Annotated in this window: 18 protein-coding genes; 10 read left to right on the top strand and 8 right to left on the bottom strand. The window is 55.7% G+C overall.

Going from position 1 to position 18,070, the window contains the following annotated elements:
- Together OCA8868_RS07095 and OCA8868_RS07100 are read right to left on the bottom strand one after the other, a co-directional pair.
- Positions 1–444, bottom strand: coding sequence for a tripartite tricarboxylate transporter TctB family protein (locus tag OCA8868_RS07095; protein ID WP_093995866.1), 444 nt, complete (start codon positions 442–444; stop codon positions 1–3).
- Positions 445–456: 12 nt separating this feature from the next.
- On the bottom strand, positions 457–1,422 hold the full coding sequence (locus tag OCA8868_RS07100; RefSeq protein WP_179214804.1) for a Bug family tripartite tricarboxylate transporter substrate binding protein: 966 nt from the start codon (positions 1,420–1,422) through the stop codon (positions 457–459).
- 189 nt (positions 1,423–1,611) lie between these two features.
- Between OCA8868_RS07100 and OCA8868_RS07105 the strand changes: the two genes are divergently transcribed.
- From OCA8868_RS07105 to OCA8868_RS07120, 4 genes are all read left to right on the top strand, one after another.
- The gene (locus OCA8868_RS07105; RefSeq protein ID WP_093995867.1) at positions 1,612–2,649 is read left to right on the top strand and encodes an RluA family pseudouridine synthase; all 1,038 of its coding nucleotides are present in this window, start codon (positions 1,612–1,614) and stop codon (positions 2,647–2,649) included.
- A gap of 231 nt (positions 2,650–2,880) precedes the next feature.
- Positions 2,881–3,777, top strand: a complete 897-nt coding sequence (rpoH, locus tag OCA8868_RS07110; protein WP_093995868.1) for an RNA polymerase sigma factor RpoH — start codon at positions 2,881–2,883, stop codon at positions 3,775–3,777.
- Positions 3,778–3,959: 182 nt separating this feature from the next.
- Entirely contained in the window at positions 3,960–4,274 is a 315-nt protein-coding gene (locus OCA8868_RS07115; RefSeq protein WP_093995869.1) for a DUF4389 domain-containing protein, read from the top strand.
- 141 nt (positions 4,275–4,415) lie between these two features.
- A complete protein-coding gene (locus OCA8868_RS07120) occupies positions 4,416–5,600 on the top strand; it encodes a GSCFA domain-containing protein (protein ID WP_143849562.1) in 1,185 nt (394 codons plus the stop codon).
- Here the strand turns inward: OCA8868_RS07120 and OCA8868_RS07125 are convergent.
- The 3 genes from OCA8868_RS07125 to OCA8868_RS07135 form a co-directional block, all read right to left on the bottom strand.
- Positions 5,597–7,411, bottom strand: coding sequence for a M3 family oligoendopeptidase (locus OCA8868_RS07125; RefSeq protein WP_093995871.1), 1,815 nt, complete (start codon positions 7,409–7,411; stop codon positions 5,597–5,599). The genes OCA8868_RS07120 and OCA8868_RS07125 overlap by 4 nt on opposite strands.
- 158 nt (positions 7,412–7,569) lie before the next feature.
- Positions 7,570–8,517, bottom strand: coding sequence for an alpha/beta hydrolase (locus OCA8868_RS07130; protein WP_093995872.1), 948 nt, complete (start codon positions 8,515–8,517; stop codon positions 7,570–7,572).
- 1 nt (position 8,518) lies between these two features.
- Complete coding sequence (locus OCA8868_RS07135; RefSeq protein ID WP_093995873.1) at positions 8,519–8,809, bottom strand: SCP2 sterol-binding domain-containing protein; 291 nt, start codon at positions 8,807–8,809, stop codon at positions 8,519–8,521.
- 118 nt (positions 8,810–8,927) lie between these two features.
- Here OCA8868_RS07135 and OCA8868_RS07140 point away from each other — a divergent pair, with 118 nt between their 5' ends.
- From OCA8868_RS07140 to OCA8868_RS07160, 5 genes are all read left to right on the top strand, one after another.
- Positions 8,928–9,467, top strand: a complete 540-nt coding sequence (locus OCA8868_RS07140) for a tetratricopeptide repeat protein (RefSeq protein WP_306456113.1) — start codon at positions 8,928–8,930, stop codon at positions 9,465–9,467.
- Positions 9,468–9,488: 21 nt separating this feature from the next.
- On the top strand, positions 9,489–12,164 hold the full coding sequence (locus OCA8868_RS07145) for a helicase-related protein (protein WP_093995875.1): 2,676 nt from the start codon (positions 9,489–9,491) through the stop codon (positions 12,162–12,164).
- A complete protein-coding gene (locus OCA8868_RS07150) occupies positions 12,161–12,529 on the top strand; it encodes an RNA-binding S4 domain-containing protein (RefSeq protein ID WP_093995876.1) in 369 nt (122 codons plus the stop codon). The genes OCA8868_RS07145 and OCA8868_RS07150 overlap by 4 nt, the downstream gene beginning before the upstream one ends.
- Positions 12,530–12,605: 76 nt before the next feature.
- Positions 12,606–12,941 carry a ferredoxin FdxA gene (gene fdxA / locus OCA8868_RS07155; protein WP_093996189.1) on the top strand — a complete coding sequence of 112 codons (336 nt, stop codon included), beginning with the start codon at positions 12,606–12,608 and terminating at the stop codon, positions 12,939–12,941.
- A 180-nt stretch (positions 12,942–13,121) separates the two neighbouring features.
- Positions 13,122–13,634, top strand: coding sequence for a CarD family transcriptional regulator (locus tag OCA8868_RS07160; RefSeq protein WP_093995877.1), 513 nt, complete (start codon positions 13,122–13,124; stop codon positions 13,632–13,634).
- 154 nt (positions 13,635–13,788) lie between these two features.
- On the opposite strand, the gene purD is transcribed toward OCA8868_RS07160, so the two are convergent.
- The gene (gene purD / locus OCA8868_RS07165) at positions 13,789–15,051 is read right to left on the bottom strand and encodes a phosphoribosylamine--glycine ligase (RefSeq protein WP_093995878.1); all 1,263 of its coding nucleotides are present in this window, start codon (positions 15,049–15,051) and stop codon (positions 13,789–13,791) included.
- A gap of 64 nt (positions 15,052–15,115) precedes the next feature.
- Between purD and xseA the strand changes: the two genes are divergently transcribed.
- Complete coding sequence (xseA, locus tag OCA8868_RS07170) at positions 15,116–16,525, top strand: exodeoxyribonuclease VII large subunit (protein ID WP_093995879.1); 1,410 nt, start codon at positions 15,116–15,118, stop codon at positions 16,523–16,525.
- Positions 16,526–16,566: 41 nt separating this feature from the next.
- Here the strand turns inward: xseA and OCA8868_RS07175 are convergent, their stop codons facing one another.
- Together OCA8868_RS07175 and OCA8868_RS07180 are read right to left on the bottom strand one after the other, a co-directional pair.
- Positions 16,567–16,959 carry a hypothetical protein gene (locus OCA8868_RS07175; RefSeq protein WP_093995880.1) on the bottom strand — a complete coding sequence of 131 codons (393 nt, stop codon included), beginning with the start codon at positions 16,957–16,959 and terminating at the stop codon, positions 16,567–16,569.
- Positions 16,960–17,005: 46 nt separating this feature from the next.
- Positions 17,006–18,028 (bottom strand): alkane 1-monooxygenase, encoded by a 1,023-nt coding sequence (locus OCA8868_RS07180; protein WP_179214805.1) that lies wholly within the window; start codon positions 18,026–18,028, stop codon positions 17,006–17,008.
- Positions 18,029–18,070: the final 42 nt, after the last annotated feature.

The following is an 18,070-nucleotide window of genomic DNA, read 5'->3' on the forward strand; positions in this document are numbered from 1 at the left end:
TTAAAACCAGCCTTTTCCAAACGGCACGAGGCCGAGATCAAGAATATAGCGAAACAGCACGAACAGCCCGATAGACAGACCAAGGCCGGTCAGCACAGCGGACAGCGGTTTGGGATTGATCTGATAGCTAAGCGCACCAGATACGATTGCTGTTGGAATAAGAAAACCCATTGGTTTCAACGCGTAGGAATACCCTACGAGTAAAAGTACAGAGATGATAATGGACACTACTGTCCACATCACAGGCCAGTCGGGTTCTTCGTCCGGTCGCAGGATCATCACCACGCAACAGATGATAGCAACGGATGCCACACCAATTGGGAACGCCTTTGATCCGACGGGATCTGACAAGAAACTGACCTGAACTTGCATGGCGCTCGCGATATACACGAGCGCCACACAGATCATGGCCAGACCAAATATGCGGTCTGAAAGCCTGTTCATTTTAATCGGCCCTTACTGGATTACGCCGATTTCGCGGGACAACTCCTCAGTGGAGGCAACAACACTGTCGATCCAGCTTTGGAAGTCGTCACCGACTTTGGTGAACGGTGCCAGACCATTGTCTGTCATCGCTTGCTGCCATTCAGCAGAGTCCGCAACGGCCTGCAAACGCTCAGCCCAGAGGTTAAAGTCCTCATCAGAGATGCCTTTTGGCACGTAGAGACCACGCCAGTTCACAGCAACAACGTCATAGCCCTGTTCCATCGCCGTTGGGATGTCCTCAAAGCCCGGAACGCGTTCTTCGGTCAGAACGGCCAGCACGCGAATGTCGCCGGAATCAAGAAAACCAACGACTTCGGACATGTCGCCCGTCATCGCTTGGGTGAAACCACCAACGGTTTGGGTGATCGCATCTGCGCCACCGTCAACACCGATGTAGCGCACTGCTGTGATGTCAGTGAAACCAGCGGCGGTCAGGACTTGCAACGGCTTAAGGTGGTCAAACCCGCCAACCGCAGAACCACCAGCGAAGGCAACGGAGCCTGGGTCAGCGATAATTGCATCGATCAGTTCGTTCAGGTTCTGGTATGGGCTGTCAGCAGCCACAACAATTACGCCCGGGTCTGCACCGATGGCACCAACGAAACGAACCTGATCGGCCGTAGCACCACCATAGGCGTTTTGTGCCAGACGGGTGGTCGTCGCAGAAGACGCCGCAACAATCAAATCGACGTCGTCGTTACGCTCGTTCACAACAGTGGAAAACGCGAGGCCGCCACCAGCGCCAGCGAGGTTTGTAACCTGCACAGGTGCATCGACCTGACCGATATCAAAAAGGATTTTGCCAATTTGGCGGCATGTGAAGTCCCAGCCACCACCAGGGTTTGCGGGCGCGATACATTCGGCAGCCATTGCAGAGGTTGCGCCAACTGACAGCGCAACGCTGACGGAAAGCGCTTTAAAATTAAAGTATTTCATGTGTTCCTCCCAGAACTTGTGTGGGCGAATGCCCCGTCGAGTCCCGACATCCCATCGGGATAGATGTTTACGCTAACTTACCTAGCGGAAGATTGTCGAGTCCGTGTGCAAGTGGTTGCAGGGCTGCTGGGGCGTGACATCGTTACGGGCTGCGATTATGACGCGGCCTAGGATAAGGACGCATGCCCAATGACCGCCACAACAGTAGAATTCACCATCGCCGAGAACCCGCCAGCGCGGATGGATAAGGCGTTGGCGTTGAATGTGCCGATGGATGCATCGCTGAGCCGGTCGCGTCTTGCGCGGCTTTTGGCGGATGGTGCAGTGCAGGTGAACGGCGTGGTGGTTACGGACCCACGCGCCAAGCCCGCCGAAGGGGACGCCGTTACAATCAAGGTTGAAATCGTGGACGACTACCATGTCGCCCCTGAAAACATCCCGTTGGATGTGGTGTTTGAAGACGACGATCTGATCGTGATTAACAAACCGTCGGGCATGGTTGTGCATCCGGCCCCGGGAACGCCGGGTGGGACGCTGGTGAATGCGCTGCTGCACCACTGCGGCGATGCCTTGAGCGGGGTCGGCGGTGAAAAGCGCCCCGGTATCGTGCACCGCATTGATAAAGAAACCAGCGGGTTGTTGGTCGTCGCCAAGACGGATCGCGCCCATCATGGCCTTTCCGCACAGTTTGAGGCCCACACGGTTGAGCGCCACTACCGCGCCATTTGCTACGGTGTGCCTGACAGCAACGACCCGCGTGTGCGTGGAATTAAGGGCGCGAGTTTTGAGCCGGGTAACATTCTAAAGCTGCAAACGCAGCTGGCGCGTCACAAGCACGACCGTCAGAAACAACAGGTGGTTTGGCACAATGGCCGCCACGCAGTGACACGCGCGCGTATTGTGGAACCTTTGGGCAAACCCGCCGTTGCCGCGCTGCTTGATTGTTGGCTGGAAACAGGGCGCACGCACCAAATTCGAGTGCATCTTACCCACGCAGGCCACGGGTTGATCGGCGATCCGACATATGGTGGGCGGCGCAAACTGTCCGAAAAAGCGGTTGGCGACGCTGGGCGGCAAGCCGCGCATGATTTTTCCCGCCAAGCCTTGCATGCGGCGACATTGGGATTTGAACACCCTGTGAGCAAAGAAATGCTGCGTTTTGAGGCCCCTATGCCCGCGGATATGGTTGGTTTGGTGGCCGCATTGGGTGGGGAAACCGACTTTTAAGGCGACTTTCCCCCGAAATAGCGCAGGGTTCGGGCTGAAACACACAATCCCATGTGCGTGAACGCGCAGAAACACATCTCGTAAACTGTTCATTGTTCCTTAAGTCTAACTTACGAAAAGTGAACCGATCAGTCTTGAATTGATCTGAAGTGTGACCATATTGATGTTAAGGCCGTAAACATATGCGGCCGCGTTGCCATAATGGGACGCGAACTAATGAGGGGGACAAACATGTCATCTTATACAAATTTACCGGCCCCGTCGCCGGAACAAGGCCTGAACCGTTACATGCAGGACATCCGCAAGTTTCCAATGCTGGAACCGGATGAGGAATACATGCTGGCTAAACGCTGGGTGGACCACGAGGACACCGAAGCCGCGCATAAAATGGTAACGTCGCACCTGCGACTGGCTGCCAAAATTGCGATGGGCTATCGCGGATATGGTCTGCCACAGGCTGAAGTGATTTCCGAAGCAAACGTTGGCCTAATGCAGGCAGTGAAACGTTTTGACCCTGAAAAGGGCTTCCGCCTTGCGACTTATGCGATGTGGTGGATCCGTGCGTCCATTCAGGAATACGTGTTGCGTAGCTGGTCTATGGTCAAGCTGGGGACAACATCTGCGCAAAAGAAACTGTTCTTCAACTTGCGCAAAGCCAAGAACCGTATTGGCGCGCTTGAAGAGGGTGATTTGCGCCCTGAAAATGTTGAACGTATCGCCCACGACCTTGGCGTGACCGAAGACGAAGTGATTTCCATGAACCGCCGGATGTCCGGTGGGGACGCGTCGCTGAACGCCACTGTCGGGTCTGAGGGCGAAGGCACGATGCAATGGCAGGATTGGTTGGAAGATGAATCCGCTGACCAAGCTGGCGACTATGAAGCCAAGGACGAGTTGGACATGCGCCGCGAGTTGATGGCCGAAGCGATGGACGTGTTGAATGACCGTGAAAAGGACATTCTGATGCAGCGTCGTTTGATGGAAAAAGCCATCACGCTTGAAGAATTGAGCGGCCAATACGACGTCAGCCGTGAACGCATCCGCCAAATCGAAGTGCGCGCGTTTGAGAAGCTGCAGAAAAAGATGCAAACCCTCGCTCGTGAGCGCGGCATGCTAGAAAACGCTTAACAGCCTGTTGAAGAAGGGGCGCTGACCGAAAGGTTGGCGCCCTTTTCTTGTCTGGGGAGCCTCCGGCGGGGATATTTAAGAAACAAAAGCAATAGTGGCGCGGGTTCTAATCCGAACGTGTGATTTGGTTTAAGAAGCGAAGGCAACTCGCTAGGCTGGCGCAACAACAAGGAGATTCGATCATGGCCGACCCGCATGAGTTTGACGATGTAATGCCAGAAAACACGGCAAAACGCGTGCCCGAGGAGCCCGTGGAAGAGAGCCTGTTCACGCGGTTGATCTACCTGATCCTGATATCCATCATGATGAGCTTTGCCAGCACCGCGATCGGTGTTTTAGCCGTTGTTCAGTTTGTTGTCATGTTGGTGAACAACAAGCAGCCAAATGAACGTCTTGCTGAGCTTGGGACCGATGTCGGAATTTGGTTTGCGAAAGCCACGCGGTACCAGACCGCTGCATCCGAAGTGAAGCCGTGGCCTTGGACGGAACTGGATTGAGGAGCACGTGCTAGCTAAAAAATGCCTTGCAGCGTAATGGTGCCTATCTTAGCCTATAACTAACAATGTGGGCGCCATAATCGCCTGTAAAAACAGCAGTAACTAAAGATATCAGCGGATCATTGGGTAGGAGCAGCTAACGTGTCTAAGCCGTCAAATATTGTTGTCCGAAACGGCGGCCGATCAAGTGCAGTGTGGTTCCAAGACACTTCGCAGAAAACCAATCAGCACCAATCCTGGTTTCGCGGCGAACACACTAATTACGTACCCTCTCGCGGCAAATTAATGAGCGCTAGTGGCGTTGCAGATAGCGTATTGCACGGTTTGCGACCTGATGAGCCGGCCATTGATCGCGATACACGCATTACAGCTTTCGGAAGTTGCTTTGCCGCTAATATCTCAAACCATCTGACTAAGCGTAATTTTAATGTCGCTGGTGGAAACTCAGAGGAGAGCGCTGCCTATGTGATCCGTTGTGGCGAAGGTATGGTTAACACTTTTGTTCTTCGCCAACAATTTGAATGGGCTTGGGAAGGCAAAGAATTCGAACAAGCGTTGTGGCACGGTTATAAAAAGGAAGAATTTGGCTATGACGAGGAGGTTCGCCTCGCGACGAAGGCGATTTTCGACAAGACCGAAGTTTTTATTCTGACCGTCGGTCTATCAGAGGTCTGGTATGACGAGGTCTCAAAAAATGTATTTTGGCGCACCATTCCAAAAAATAGCTATGATCCGGAACGGCATAAATTCCGTCTTTCCACAGTGCAGGAAAACAAGGAAAATCTTCAGGCCATTTACGATCTGATCCAAAAGCATCGGCCGGATGCAAAACTGATCGTTACATTGTCCCCAGTGCCCTTAGCTGCCACGTTCCGCGATCAAGCATGCCTTCCGGCAAATGCCACTTCCAAAGCCGTGCTGCGCGTCGCAATTGACGAGTTCATCAGCGAAGCCAAAAATTCCAATGTGTTCTATTGGCCATCCTACGAACTGGTGAATGACGTTTTCTCAGGATCAATGGAAGACGATATGCGCCATCCAAAGCCAATGATCCTCGACTTTATCATGCATCTCTTTGAAGCTGAATGGTGCAAAGGTGGTGTTGCTGACGTGGAAATGAATACGCTCCTTATCAAAGCGCTTACCGAGAGCGGGGATTTGCCATGGCGGCTTCGTGCCCTCGCAGATGCGAGGGACTATGCGTCATTGCGTCGTTTGGCGAACCGACGGGAATTCTCGGAAAACGCCAGAGTGAATAAAGCAATGAAGAACCAACTGAACGCACTAGCCGATCAGTGGGAAGAGGCCGAAGCGCAAAACGCCTAGCCCTCCATCGCTTCCAATTCGTCGATCATGCTTTCGATCATGCCGAGACCTTTGGCCCAGAATTTCGGATCTGAGGCGTCCAGCCCGAAGGGGGCCAGCAGTTCGCTGTGGTGCTTTGATCCGCCCGCTTTGAGCATGTCGAAGTATTTGTCTTTGAAATCTTCGCCCATGTCCTCGTAGACGGCGTAAAGCGCGTTTACGAGGCCGTCGCCAAACGCATAAGCGTAGACGTAAAACGGCGAGTGGACGAAGTGCGGGATGTAGGCCCAGAAGGTCTCGTAGCCGTCCATGAAATTGAACACGGGGCCGAGGCTCTCGCCCTGAACGGACATCCACAACGCGTTGATGTCATCGGGTGTGAGTTCGCCGTTTCCACGGGCAGCGTGGAGTTTGCACTCAAAGTCATAAAACGCAATTTGGCGTACGACTGTGTTGATCATGTCCTCAACCTTGCCCGCGAGCAGGACTTTGCGTTCTTCTTGGGTTTCTGCCTTGTCCAGCAGCTTGCGGAAGGTCAGCATTTCGCCAAAGACGGAGGCTGTTTCGGCCAGTGTTAGCGGCGTGGAAGACAGCAATTCGCCTTGTTCAGCCGCCAGAACCTGATGCACGCCGTGGCCAAGTTCGTGGGCCAAGGTCATGACATCACGGGGTTTCCCAAGGTAGTTGAGCATGACGTAGGGGTGCACGGTTGTGACGGTGGGGTGCGCAAATGCGCCCGGTGCTTTGCCGTCTTTAACGCCCGCGTCGATCCAGCCGTCGGTGAAGAACGGCTTGGCGATTTCGGCCATGCGCGGATCGAACGTGGCGTAGGCGTCCATCACGGTTTTTTCGGCCTCGTCCCAGCTGACGGTTCGGTCGTCTTCCATGGGTAGCGGCGCGTTGCGGTCCCAGACTTCCATGGTCTCTAAGCCCATCCATTTGGCTTTCAGCGCGTAATAACGGTGCGAAAGGCGCGGGTAGGCGTCAACGACGGCGTTGCGCAGGGCCTCGACCACTTCGGGTTCGACGTGATTGGACAGGTGGCGGCCGGCCTGTGCGGATGGCATGCCGCGCCAGCGATCTTCGATCTCTTTTTCCTTGGCGAGTGTGTTGTGAACGCGGGCAAACAACCCGACGTTTTCGCCAAACACACGGGCGAGTTCGCGGCTGCCTTTTTCGCGTGTTTCGCGGTCTTGATCGGACAGCAGGTTTAGCGTGCCCTCAATATTCAGCTCTTCGCCGTCTACGGTGAATTTCAGGCCCGCGATGGTTTCATCAAACAGTTTGTTCCAGGCGGAGGTCCCGACAACGGATTGATCGTGCAGGAATTTTTCCATTTCGTCAGAAAGCTGGTAAGGTTTCATCGCGCGCATGCGGTCAAAGATGGGTTTGTAGCGGGCGAGGTCTGCGTTTGCTGCCAGCAAGCCGTCGACATGGGAATCGTCCATGCGATTGAATTCCAGCCCGTAGAACACCAGTGGCGTCGTGAACGTGGTGATTTTGTCCTGCGTGTCGGACATGAATTTGCCGCGCTCGGGGTCGGTGGTGTGTTGGTAATAGCGCAGGCCAGCGAAGGACATAATGCGCCCTGCGATGATGTCGATTTGCTCGTACCGTTTAACGGCCTCAAGCAGGCCATCCGCGTCTAGCCCAGCAAGCTTGCCTTCGTAGTCCTTTGCGAAACTTTGGCAGGCATTTTCGAGCCAATCCATGTCACGCTTGAGTTCTTTGGCATCTGTGGAGGGGTACAGATCCGTCAGGTCCCATTCAGGAAGGTCCCCGAACGGGGTGCCGGAGGATGGAATTGCGTCAAATGTGCGGGGGTCAAACATGGGGGCCTCATTGTTGGTTTTGTCTTATGTAGGCATGCTGGGCGCATTTGGCTAGGCGGCCCTCCGGGGGGGATATTTTTGAAACAAAAGCAAACGGGAAGGGGCGGGCGGTTTTGCCCGGACGTGACTGCCTAGACTGCATCTGGCGGAGGTAGCGTTTAAGCCATTTCCGGAGACTGAGAGAGGAACAGGCGTTCTGCGCCATCCAGAACACGGTCACGTATCGCGGGCTTTTCCATCAAGACTTCGTGGCGGCCATTTTCAAGGACGACCAGTTCACCACGGGGCCAGTTATCCATGCGTTGATAAATGCGGGCGGGGTCAACGATCGCCTCGTCGCTGCCAAGGAAGGTTATGCATGGGATGTCCGGCGACGGGCGTTGCGAAAGCGTGCGCATTTCGCGCAAAGATTCGTTCAGCCAGTGCAAGGACGGGCCGCCCAATGCCAGATCGGGATGGGTTTTGAGCTGCTTTTGAAGCAAGCCGAAGCTGCTGACGTCTGATGTAAGGGTGTTGTCACCCGCCTCGGCGCGCAAAACGTAGGTTTCTGCCTGTTGCCCCGGTGCGAAAATATCCGAAAAACCCAATGGTTTACTGACCGAGCTGAGGCCCCACGCGATAGGGCGCAGAGCTGCGGACATTTTAATGCCCCACATTGGTGCGGAAAAGACCGCCGACTTCACAGGCAACCCATCGTAAATAGAGCGCAACCCGATGCAGCCGCCCATAGAATGGCCAAGCAAATGGTAAGGTTCCGGCAACCCGAGCGATTTAACATGCGCGAGCATGGCTTTCACGTCGAGCTGGTAGTCCTCAAACGTTTCGACATGGCCAACCGCGCGGTTTGCGAGCAAGCGGTCAGCGATGCCCTGACCGCGCCAGTCAATTGCGACAGATGCAAAGCCACGCTTGGCGAGGTCCTTGGCTGTGCGGCCATATTTTTCGACGTATTCCGTGCGGCCAGGGAAGATTAAAACCGTCCCTTTGGCGTTTTCAACAGCCCAATGGCCGACACGAATGCGGACCCCGTCCACGGTGGTTAACCAATGGCAGGCACCATCGGACATTCCAGCAATATCAGCGTGGTAGGGGGCCGCGGTTATCATATTAGCTGAGCACTCCGGCGAGTTTCATCGCAAGGCCCATGTCGCCATCAACGGCCAGTTTACCGGTCATGAAAGCAGACGTTGGGTTTTGTTCGCCGTCAAGAATTGCTTTGAAGGTGTCCGCGCTGGCAGACAGGGTCACGTCCGCGTCGTCGTCAGCAGCGCGTGCGCCGTTTGCGTCGATTACAATGGCGCCTTCGCCTTCGATATCGAATTTAGCAGTTCCGTCAAAACCGTCTCCGCCCATTTTGGCGTTCAGGGCGTCTACGGCTTGGGTGATAACGTCGCTCATAATGTGGTCTCGTCCTTTGTTATGACCCCGAAGTTGTGAACCGAGGCCTCTGGTAGATTGCGCTGTATGCGCTACACTCTCCACTATGGGCATTAAGAAACATCTTCACAATTCTATCGTGGCGGCACTTTTTGTTGGAGTGGGGTTTTCCACACCTATTGCTGCGCAAACGGGCGCTGATTCTGACCGTTTAGACCAATTGTTTGAACAATTGCTTGAGGCGGAACCAGGTGAGTCGGATCGGATTGAAGGTCAAATCATTACGGAATGGTCAAAAAGCGGCTCTGCGGCGATGGATTTGCTGTATCGGCGCGGGGATGAGGCGCTGGTTGACGGTACACCCGAGATTGCTGTCGAACATTTCACCGCACTGGTCGATCATGCGCCAGATTTCGCCGAAGGCTACAATGGGCGGGCGACGGCCTATTATCAAATGGGGCTAATCGGCCCCGCGATTGATGATCTGCGCCAAGTTCTGGTGCTTGAGCCGCGCCATTTCGGGGCGATGACGGGTGTTGCTGTTGTGCTGGAGGAAATTGGGCGGCTAGAAGATGCACTTGAGGTTTGGCACAAGGTCGCGGAGTTTGTCCCGAATGATCCGGAAGTCGTTGCGATGATTGAAAGATTACAGGTCCAATTGCGCGGTGAAGCGCTCTAACGTCTTTTAGGGAATGTGAACATGTCGACCCTGAGAGGCGGGCGGGTTGTGGCTGTTTTAGGCCCAACAAATACCGGCAAAACCCACTACGCGATTGAACGGATGCTGGCGCACAGAACGGGCATAATCGGCCTGCCGCTGCGCCTGCTTGCGCGGGAGGTTTATGACCGGATCGTTGCGTTGCGCGGACCGAGCGTTGTGGCCTTGGTAACGGGCGAAGAACGTATCGTTCCGCCGCGTGCGAAATACTGGGTCAGCACCGTTGAGGCCATGCCACAAGATATCGGCGCGGACTTCGTGGCGATTGATGAAATTCAGCTGTGTGCGGATCTGGACCGTGGCCATGTGTTCACGGATCGATTGCTGCGCATGCGGGGCCTGCAAGAGACGTTGTTCATGGGCGCTGAGACCATGTGGGGCGCAATTGCGAGCATGGTTCCCGAGGCGGAGTTCCTGAAACGGGAACGGTTCAGCACGCTCACGTATTCAGGTTCCAAAAAGATAAGTCGCATGCCTGCCAGATCCGCAATCGTTGGGTTTTCGGTTGAGAATGTCTATGCGATTGCCGAGCTTTTGCGCCGCCAAAAGGGTGGGGCTGCCGTCGTTATGGGCGCGTTGAGCCCGCGAACGCGTAATGCGCAGGTCGAAATGTATCAAAACGGAGATGTCGACTATCTGGTGGCGACGGATGCTATCGGGATGGGGCTCAACCTTGATATCGACCATGTGGCGTTTTCGGGGATCACCAAGTTTGACGGCCGCCGCATGCGCCATCTGATGCCAAATGAGCTAGCGCAGATCGCGGGGCGCGCTGGGCGGCACATGAACAACGGTACGTTTGGAGTGACCGGTGAAGCGCCGCTGCTGGATGACGACGTTGTTGCTGCGATTCAGGATAACCAATTTGCGCCAGTTAAAAAGCTGCAATGGCGCAATGCCCGGCTGCAGTTTGGATCTGTTGGGCGGCTGATCCAGACGTTGGAAGAGCGCACCGATGACCCGTGGCTAACGCGGGTTCGTGAAAGCGATGATTTAGGCGCGCTAAAGGCGGTTAGCGCCGACGCCGAGGTTGCGGCACGCGCGACGGACGGGCCTTCAGTGCAACTCCTGTGGGATGTGTGTCGCATTCCGGACTTTCGCGGCATCAGCAGCGCCGAACATGCGCAGTTGTTAACCGATATTTACAACTTCCTGCATCAATCAGGGCGTGTGCCGGATGAATGGCTGGCGGGGCGAGTGAACCGTATCGACCGGACCGACGGGGACATCGACGCACTGTCCAAACGGTTGGCGTATATCCGCACATGGACTTACGTCGCCCAGCGTAAAGGTTGGGTGAATGACGAAAGCCATTGGCGCGACACGACGCGCGCTGTAGAAGACCGCCTATCAGATGCGTTGCATGAACGCCTGACAGCAAGATTTGTGGACCGGCGGACAAGTGTTTTGCTTCGCCGGCTCAACCAAAAGGAGGGCCTTGTGGCCGACGTAAACGACAAAGGTGAAGTGACTGTCGAAGGACAGTTCGTTGGGAAAATCGAAGGATTCCGGTTCCGTCAGGACAAGGATGCGAGCGCCGAGGAAGCGAAAACCATTCGCGCGGCAAGCATTCAGGCCTTGGCTCCGCAGTTCCATCTGCGCGCGGACCGTTTCTATAACGCGCCCGACACCGAGATTGATTTCACCGAGCAAGGCGGCCTGATGTGGGGCGCCGATGCGGTTGGGAAGCTGGTCGCTGGTCAAGACCCCCTGAAACCGACGGTAGTGGCGTTCGTTGATGATGAGGCCGGTGCAGAGGTCGCTGAAAAAGTGCAGCGCCGTTTGCAGCACTTCATTGACCGCAAGATCGCGACTGCGTTTGAGCCGATGTTGAAGATGAACGCGGACGAGACGCTGGAAGGTTTGGCCAAAGGGTTTGCATTCCGCCTGTCCGAGAGCTTCGGCGTGGTGTCGCGCGGAGACGTCGCCAATGACGTCAAAGCGCTTGAACAAGACGCCCGTGGCGCATTGCGTAAACACGGTGTTCGTTTCGGCCAATTTACGATCTTTATGCCATTGCTCTTGAAGCCAGCACCAACGCGTCTGCGTTTGGTATTGTGGAGCCTTTCTAAAGGCTTGCAGGATTTTCCAGAAGCGCCGCCCCCCGGTCTGGTGACTGTGCCGACAATCGATGGTCTGCCTGATGGCACTTACACAATGTCCGGTTACCGCGCGGCGGGCGCACGTGCGATCCGTATCGATATGCTAGAACGCCTTGCGGATATGCTGCGTGATCAAAACACCCGCGCAGGGTTTGAGGCCACGGCGGACATGCTGTCGATCACTGGTATGACGCTGGAACAGTTCGCCAACCTGATGGAAGGTCTTGGCTACAAGGGTGAAAAAGGCGAGCGCGAGAAGGTGAAAGCAGCGCCAGAGGCCGCGCCGGACGCAGAAGTTGCTGAAGCGGCACCTGCTGAGAAGGCCGAAGAAGGCCCAGAGATGGAGGTGTTTTACACCTTTGCATGGGCGCCAAAACGCAGCCCGCGCCCGCAAGGGGACAAGCCGCAGCGCAAAGGCCCGCCAAAGGGAAAACGCGGCAAGCCGCAAGGCAACAACAAAACGCAGAATTTCTCGGCACGTCCGCCGCGTAAGGAAAAAGCGATTGATCCTGACAATCCGTTCGCAGCTGCCCTGGCAGGGCTTAAGAAGGATTGAGCGAGGCTGCTGACAGTCTCCGATTAGACAAATGGCTTTGGCACGCGCGGTTTTTTAAGTCGCGCGGGCTGGCCACCGCGCTCGTTAAATCAGGGCGCATTCGGGTGGACGGCACGCCCGTGTCCAAACCAAGCCGCTCGATTTCGCCCGGCGTGGTGCTGACATTTCCAAAAGAAGACGAAGTGCGCATTGTTAAGGTGCTCGGGCTTGGGGTGCGGCGTGGGCCAGCGCCGGAAGCACAAGCATTATACGAAGATTTGACCCCGGCACGTGAGCCAAAGATTAACCCTTTAGAACATAGGGTTGGGGGCAGGCCGACGAAGAAAGACCGCCGCGATATGGACATCTTAAAGGGGTCACGTTGAAACGGTCGTAATGTCAGGTCTTGAAGGTGGCGCAGGTGGCGGTTACAGACGCCCTGACCACAAAGGACTCGAGCCCATGACCTACATCGTCAATGATGCCTGCATCGCCTGTAAATACACTGACTGCGTTGAAGTTTGCCCAGTAGATTGTTTCTACGAGGGTGAGAATATGCTGGTTATCCATCCTGATGAATGTATCGATTGTGGTGTGTGTGAGCCTGAATGTCCGGCGGATGCGATCCGTCCAGACACTGAGCCGGATATGGAAAAATGGGTTGAATTCAACCGCAAGTATTCCGAGATGTGGCCGGTTATCATCACCAAGAAAGACCAGTTGCCAACTGCCGAAGAGATGGACGGCAAAGAAGGCAAGATGGAACTGTTTTCCGAAGCGCCAGGTGAAGGCGGCTAAAACGCCGCAATGCAGCATTTCAACTTGCTAGTGGGAATCAGGCGATTTTTGTGCTATGGTGGCTTCAATGCCGCGTTATTGCTGAACCAGATTTAACGATGTGATCTGACGGAGACCTTTGGTCGCCGCCGGACTTTTTGTCGTGTGGTGATGCCGAATTGAGAGAGAAGGACCAGTAGAATGGCCAAGAAGAAATACGACTACAGCCCGAATGATTTCGTTGTTTACCCCGCGCATGGGGTTGGCAAAATTGTTTCGATTGAAACGCAAGAAGTTGCAGGCTTCGAGCTGGAAATGTTCGTGATCGCGTTCGAAAAGGACAAGATGACGTTGAAGGTTCCGACGAATAAGGCCGAAGAAGTGGGCATGCGTTCGCTTGCCTCCGCGGATGTTGTTGCCGATGCGATGAAGACGCTGAAGGGCAAAGCGAAGGTCAAAAAAGCCATGTGGTCCCGCCGCGCGCAGGAATATGAGCAGAAGATCAATTCTGGCGATTTGATTGCGATTGCCGAAGTGGTCCGTGATTTGCACCGTGCAGATGACCAGCGTGAGCAGAGCTATTCCGAACGTCAGCTGTATGAAGCCGCGCTTGAGCGTCTGACACGTGAGATTGCTGCCGTAGGCAATGGCAACGAAACGGATGCTAGCAACGAGATCACAGACACACTGCAAAGCCGTGCTTCTGCAGCCTAAGCGTCTGTTAAAGAAATTGAAAAAGCCGCCCCTAAGTGGGCGGCTTTTGTTGTTTTTATTGGGTTGTTTGGTTGATCTGAGCCAATCACGGTGAGGGTTTGATCAGTCTGAAATATGCGCCTCCGGCGGGGATATTTCTGAAACAAAAGCAAGATCAGAGGGCGCGGTGGCCGATGTCGTTGCGATAGAACCCTTCGGGCCAGTCAATTTGTTTTGTCATCGCGTAGGCGCGTGCGTGGGCGTCTTGGAGTGTTGCGCCGCGGGCCGTGACATTGAGGACGCGGCCTCCTGTAGCGATGGTTTGCCCGTCTTTGGAGGCGGTGCCTGCGTGGAAGGTCATCTCGGATGATGTTTCGGGCAGGGCGTCTAGCCCGTTGATGACTGTGCCTTTTTCATACGATCCGGGGTAGCCGTTGGCGGCCATCACGATGGTCATCGCGTGGTCGTCGGCCCAGGTTGGTGCAACTTCTGAGAGGCGATTTTCGGCGCAGGCATGCAGCAGATCAAAAGCTTGCGCGCCCAGGCGCATCATCAGAACCTGACATTCAGGGTCGCCAAATCGGACATTATATTCGACGAGGCGGGGCTGGCCGTCTTTGATCATCAGGCCAGCATAGAGGATGCCCTGAAACGGTGTGCCCCGTTTGGCCATTTCTGCGACGGTGGGTTTTACGATCTCGTTCAGGGCGATTTCCGCAATCGCATCGGTCAGAACAGGGGCAGGCGAATAGGCGCCCATTCCGCCAGTATTTGGGCCTTCGTCGCCATCAAACGCGCGTTTGTGGTCTTGCGCTGTGCCAATAGGAAGCACGGTCTCGCCGTCGCAAAGGATGAAGAAAGAGGCCTCCTCACCGTCCATGAATTCCTCGATGACCACTTCAGCGCCAGCGCTGCCAAACTGCCCGCCGAGCATATCGTCGATTGCGGTGTGGGCGGTTTCAAGGTCCATCGCGACGACGACGCCTTTACCAGCCGCAAGGCCATCAGCCTTGATTACGATCGGTGCGCCTTGCTGATCAACATAAGCGTGTGCCTGTTCGGCGTCGGTAAAATGGCCGTAGCCAGCGGTTGGGGCGTTGCAGGCATCACAGACCGCTTTGGTGAACGACTTGGACGATTCCAGTTGTGCAGCGGCTTGGGAACATCCGAACACCGTCAGACCGTTGCTGCGCAGAACGTCCGCGACGCCCGCGGCGAGGGGGGCTTCAGGCCCGATGATGACAAACTCAACGGCGTTTTCTGCACAAAAGCCTGCGACTGCATCCCCGTTTTCAATGTCCAATGACGCGCATTCGGCGATTTGGGCGATCCCAGCATTCCCAGGCGCCACAATCAGGCGATCACATTTTGGGTTCTGTTTGACGGCCCATGCAAGTGAATGTTCGCGTCCGCCGCCGCCCAAGATAAGGATGTTCATCAGCTGTTTCCCTTCCGCTTTGCTGCCGTTTAAGGTGCGCAGGAACGCAGCACAAGAGCACCCAATGGACCTAATCGACGAACCCGAAGCCGCAGGCAATACCCCTGAATTCACGGTGAGCGAACTTTCAGGCGCGGTGAAGCGCGCAATTGAGGGTGAATTCGGCCATGTGCGGGTAAAGGCCGAGGTCGGGCGCGTTGTGCATGCGCGCTCGGGGCATTTGTATTTCGACCTCAAGGATGATCGCAATGTGCTGGCCTGCACCACGTGGAAGGGGCAAGTTTCCCAGCTTTCTGTGATCCCAGAGGAGGGGATGGAGGTTGTCGTGCATGGCCGCATGACCACCTTTGGCAGCCAGTCGAAGTACCAGTTGAACGCGACTGAGGTCGCTGTGGCTGGCGTTGGTGCGTTGATGGCGATGCTTGATAAACGCAAAAAGGCGCTTGAGGCTGAGGGGCTGTTTGCAGCAGATCGAAAGCAGAGCCTGCCGTTTCTGCCTGAAGTGATCGGGGTTGTGACCTCGCCGACAGGCGCAGTCATTCGCGATATTTTGCATCGCTTGCGGGACCGTTTCCCGCGCAAGGTGATAGTCTGGCCCGTTGCGGTACAGGGCAAAGAATGCGCCCCGCAAGTGGCGCGTGCCATTGAAGGGTTCAACGCCATGACGCCCGGGGGCGCATTGCCGCGCCCTGATTTGCTGATTGTGGCCCGTGGCGGGGGATCTATCGAAGACCTTTGGGGCTTCAACGAAGAAGTGGTAGCGCGCGCCGCGGCGTCGTCAAACATTCCACTGATATCGGCCGTTGGCCACGAAACCGACACGACGTTGATTGATTTCGTGTCCGATCAACGCGCGCCAACGCCGTCTGCCGCCGCTGAAATGGCGGTTCCCGTGCGTCTGGATTTGATGGCTGGGGTTGAACAGATGGGCGCCCGTGCATCGCGTGCGGTGACGGATGCGGTCGCGCGTCGCAAACAACGGGTCGCGGATTTGGCGCGGGTGCTGCCCAAGCCAGAACAGTTGACCGAAGATGCCAAGCAACGCTTTGATTATTGGTCAGAAAAACTGGACGCCGCTCTGCAAGTGCGCGTCGGGGTTGGTCGCCTTCGGCTTGGCGAAGTTGCTGGCCAGTTGCGCCCGAGCATGCTGAACAACCGTATCGCGCAAGGGCGCGAACGGCTGGAAACCCGCAACGCGCGGCTTGTTTCGGCGGCCGTCACACAAACCCAACGTCAGCGAAGTCGCTTGGATGCTCTTGATCGTATGCGCGAAACACTCGGCTACCGCGAAACTCTGAAACGTGGTTATGCCGTGGTGCGCGGTGACGGCGATGTCGTCACCACAGCGAAAGCCGCGAAATCGGCCGCGTCGCTTGAAATTGAATTCGCCGATGGAAAAATGAAACCCGCAGGCAAGCCATCGCCTAAACCCAAGCCAAAAACACCGCCCGCGGATCAAGGAAGCCTCTTTTAACTTTCTTTGGTTCTTAAATACTCAAATTCTGCCCCGAACCTTCAGGCGCCGACGCCGCCGCAGACCAATGGTTCGGTTTCAGCAAGCTGATACAGGATTGAACCGCCGGTGCTGCCGACAAAATCGGCACGTATCTGGCCCGTGTCATTGTACACATACCAGCATTGCGGATTGGGTTCGCTCTCGTAAGTAAAACAAATGCTTGGCCCGTTTGCGGTGGGAACCTCCACCCATTCACCGACTTCACATTCGCCGCCAATGAACGACCAAATCACGCGGCGGTTTGGAGCGTAGTATTCAATCCCGTAAGGGCCTGTCGCGTTGGAATAGGTCAGGGTTTTACCTGTGACGAGGTCTTCGAATTCATCTCCGTCAATCGGCGTTTCGGCGAGGGCGGGGGTTGCGAGTAAGAGGGTAATAAAAAGTGCGCGCATGTAGCGATGCTGGCAGAATTATCGGGCGGCGGAAAGGCTCAAGTCGTTATTCGGCAGGCTGTTGCCACCGTGCGGCATGTGGATCCATCACGCGACGCCATAAGCGCGGGTAAAGTGCGACGCAGGCCATGACGGGCAAGGAACGCGGCAACATGGGCATGTCTTCAGTCAAACGCAACGCGGGGAACGCACGTGCAGGATGGGCGTGGTGGTCCGAATGGCGCGGGGCATTCAGCATAAGGGCAGAGGACATCAGGTGGGGCGCATTCCATGAATGGTGTGGCCCGACAGGTTCTGGCTTACCGTTCGCCAAGATGCGCCGCGACAGCCCGTAGTGTTGAACATAGTCGGACAACATCAGTTGGGTCTGCGCGAATCCTGCAAGGCATAACGCTGCGAAAACGCCGGTTCCGCCGCCAATGATTGCCGCTGCAACAAGTGTAAGGACCGCACCAACAACGTAGGCGTAATAGGGATGGCGCCACCAAGGGCGGCCTGATTGCGAAAAACGACGGTTTTCGGCGCGAAGACCTTCGCGAAACCCGCCTTTCCAAGCGCGGGCAAAGAAACGATAAAAACTTTCACCGCTGCGTGCTGTGCTTGGGTCGGATTTCGTGCCCACATGGACGTGATGCACCAATGTGTGCGCCGAAAGATGATGCCCGAACAGCACTGAAATATAGATCCAGCGCCCCGCACGACGCAGCCAACGACCCGGTCGATGGATAAGCTCATGGGCGTTGGAATTGCTCACTTGCCCCATAAACAGCCCCGCAGCCGTAAACACGACCAGCTTTTCCCAAAGCACAAGGCCGGTCCATCCGCTGAGGGCCGCAATGACCAAAACCCATAGGACGCAATGCGCAATCGCAAGTGCAATGGAAAGGCGGTCTGCCGATGGGAATTCATCGCCTTCCACCGTCGTAAGTGTACGGCTGATGAGCAAATCCAGCGTCGCTGTCAGGGCCGTCATCCAAAACAGACCCGCGATCGCCCAGATTCCCCCCCAGATCGCACCAACTGCAATCAGCGTCGGGGCCATCAAAGTAACGGTTGTGAAGATCGGCATCGGGTTTTGCACGGTCATACTTTCGATAAAGGCGGATTTTCT

This window comes from Octadecabacter ascidiaceicola, from assembly GCF_900185015.1.
Taxonomy (GTDB): Bacteria; Pseudomonadota; Alphaproteobacteria; order Rhodobacterales; family Rhodobacteraceae; genus Octadecabacter; species Octadecabacter ascidiaceicola.

Bases quoted from the DNA above. Each gene is read 5' to 3' on its own strand.
- OCA8868_RS07180 (WP_179214805.1), bottom strand. From the start codon at position 18,028: ATGCCGATCTTCACAACCGTTACTTTGATGGCCCCGACGCTGATTGCA.
- rpoH (WP_093995868.1), top strand. From the start codon at position 2,881: ATGTCATCTTATACAAATTTACCGGCCCCGTCGCCGGAACAAGGCCTG.
- OCA8868_RS07105 (WP_093995867.1), top strand. From the start codon at position 1,612: ATGACCGCCACAACAGTAGAATTCACCATCGCCGAGAACCCGCCAGCG.
- fdxA (WP_093996189.1), top strand. From the start codon at position 12,606: ATGACCTACATCGTCAATGATGCCTGCATCGCCTGTAAATACACTGAC.
- OCA8868_RS07125 (WP_093995871.1), bottom strand. From the start codon at position 7,411: ATGTTTGACCCCCGCACATTTGACGCAATTCCATCCTCCGGCACCCCG.
- OCA8868_RS07135 (WP_093995873.1), bottom strand. From the start codon at position 8,809: ATGAGCGACGTTATCACCCAAGCCGTAGACGCCCTGAACGCCAAAATG.
- OCA8868_RS07130 (WP_093995872.1), bottom strand. From the start codon at position 8,517: ATGATAACCGCGGCCCCCTACCACGCTGATATTGCTGGAATGTCCGAT.
- OCA8868_RS07145 (WP_093995875.1), top strand. From the start codon at position 9,489: ATGTCGACCCTGAGAGGCGGGCGGGTTGTGGCTGTTTTAGGCCCAACA.
- OCA8868_RS07160 (WP_093995877.1), top strand. From the start codon at position 13,122: ATGGCCAAGAAGAAATACGACTACAGCCCGAATGATTTCGTTGTTTAC.
- xseA (WP_093995879.1), top strand. From the start codon at position 15,116: ATGGACCTAATCGACGAACCCGAAGCCGCAGGCAATACCCCTGAATTC.
- OCA8868_RS07100 (WP_179214804.1), bottom strand. From the start codon at position 1,422: ATGAAATACTTTAATTTTAAAGCGCTTTCCGTCAGCGTTGCGCTGTCA.
- OCA8868_RS07115 (WP_093995869.1), top strand. From the start codon at position 3,960: ATGGCCGACCCGCATGAGTTTGACGATGTAATGCCAGAAAACACGGCA.
- purD (WP_093995878.1), bottom strand. From the start codon at position 15,051: ATGAACATCCTTATCTTGGGCGGCGGCGGACGCGAACATTCACTTGCA.
- OCA8868_RS07175 (WP_093995880.1), bottom strand. From the start codon at position 16,959: ATGCGCGCACTTTTTATTACCCTCTTACTCGCAACCCCCGCCCTCGCC.
- OCA8868_RS07095 (WP_093995866.1), bottom strand. From the start codon at position 444: ATGAACAGGCTTTCAGACCGCATATTTGGTCTGGCCATGATCTGTGTG.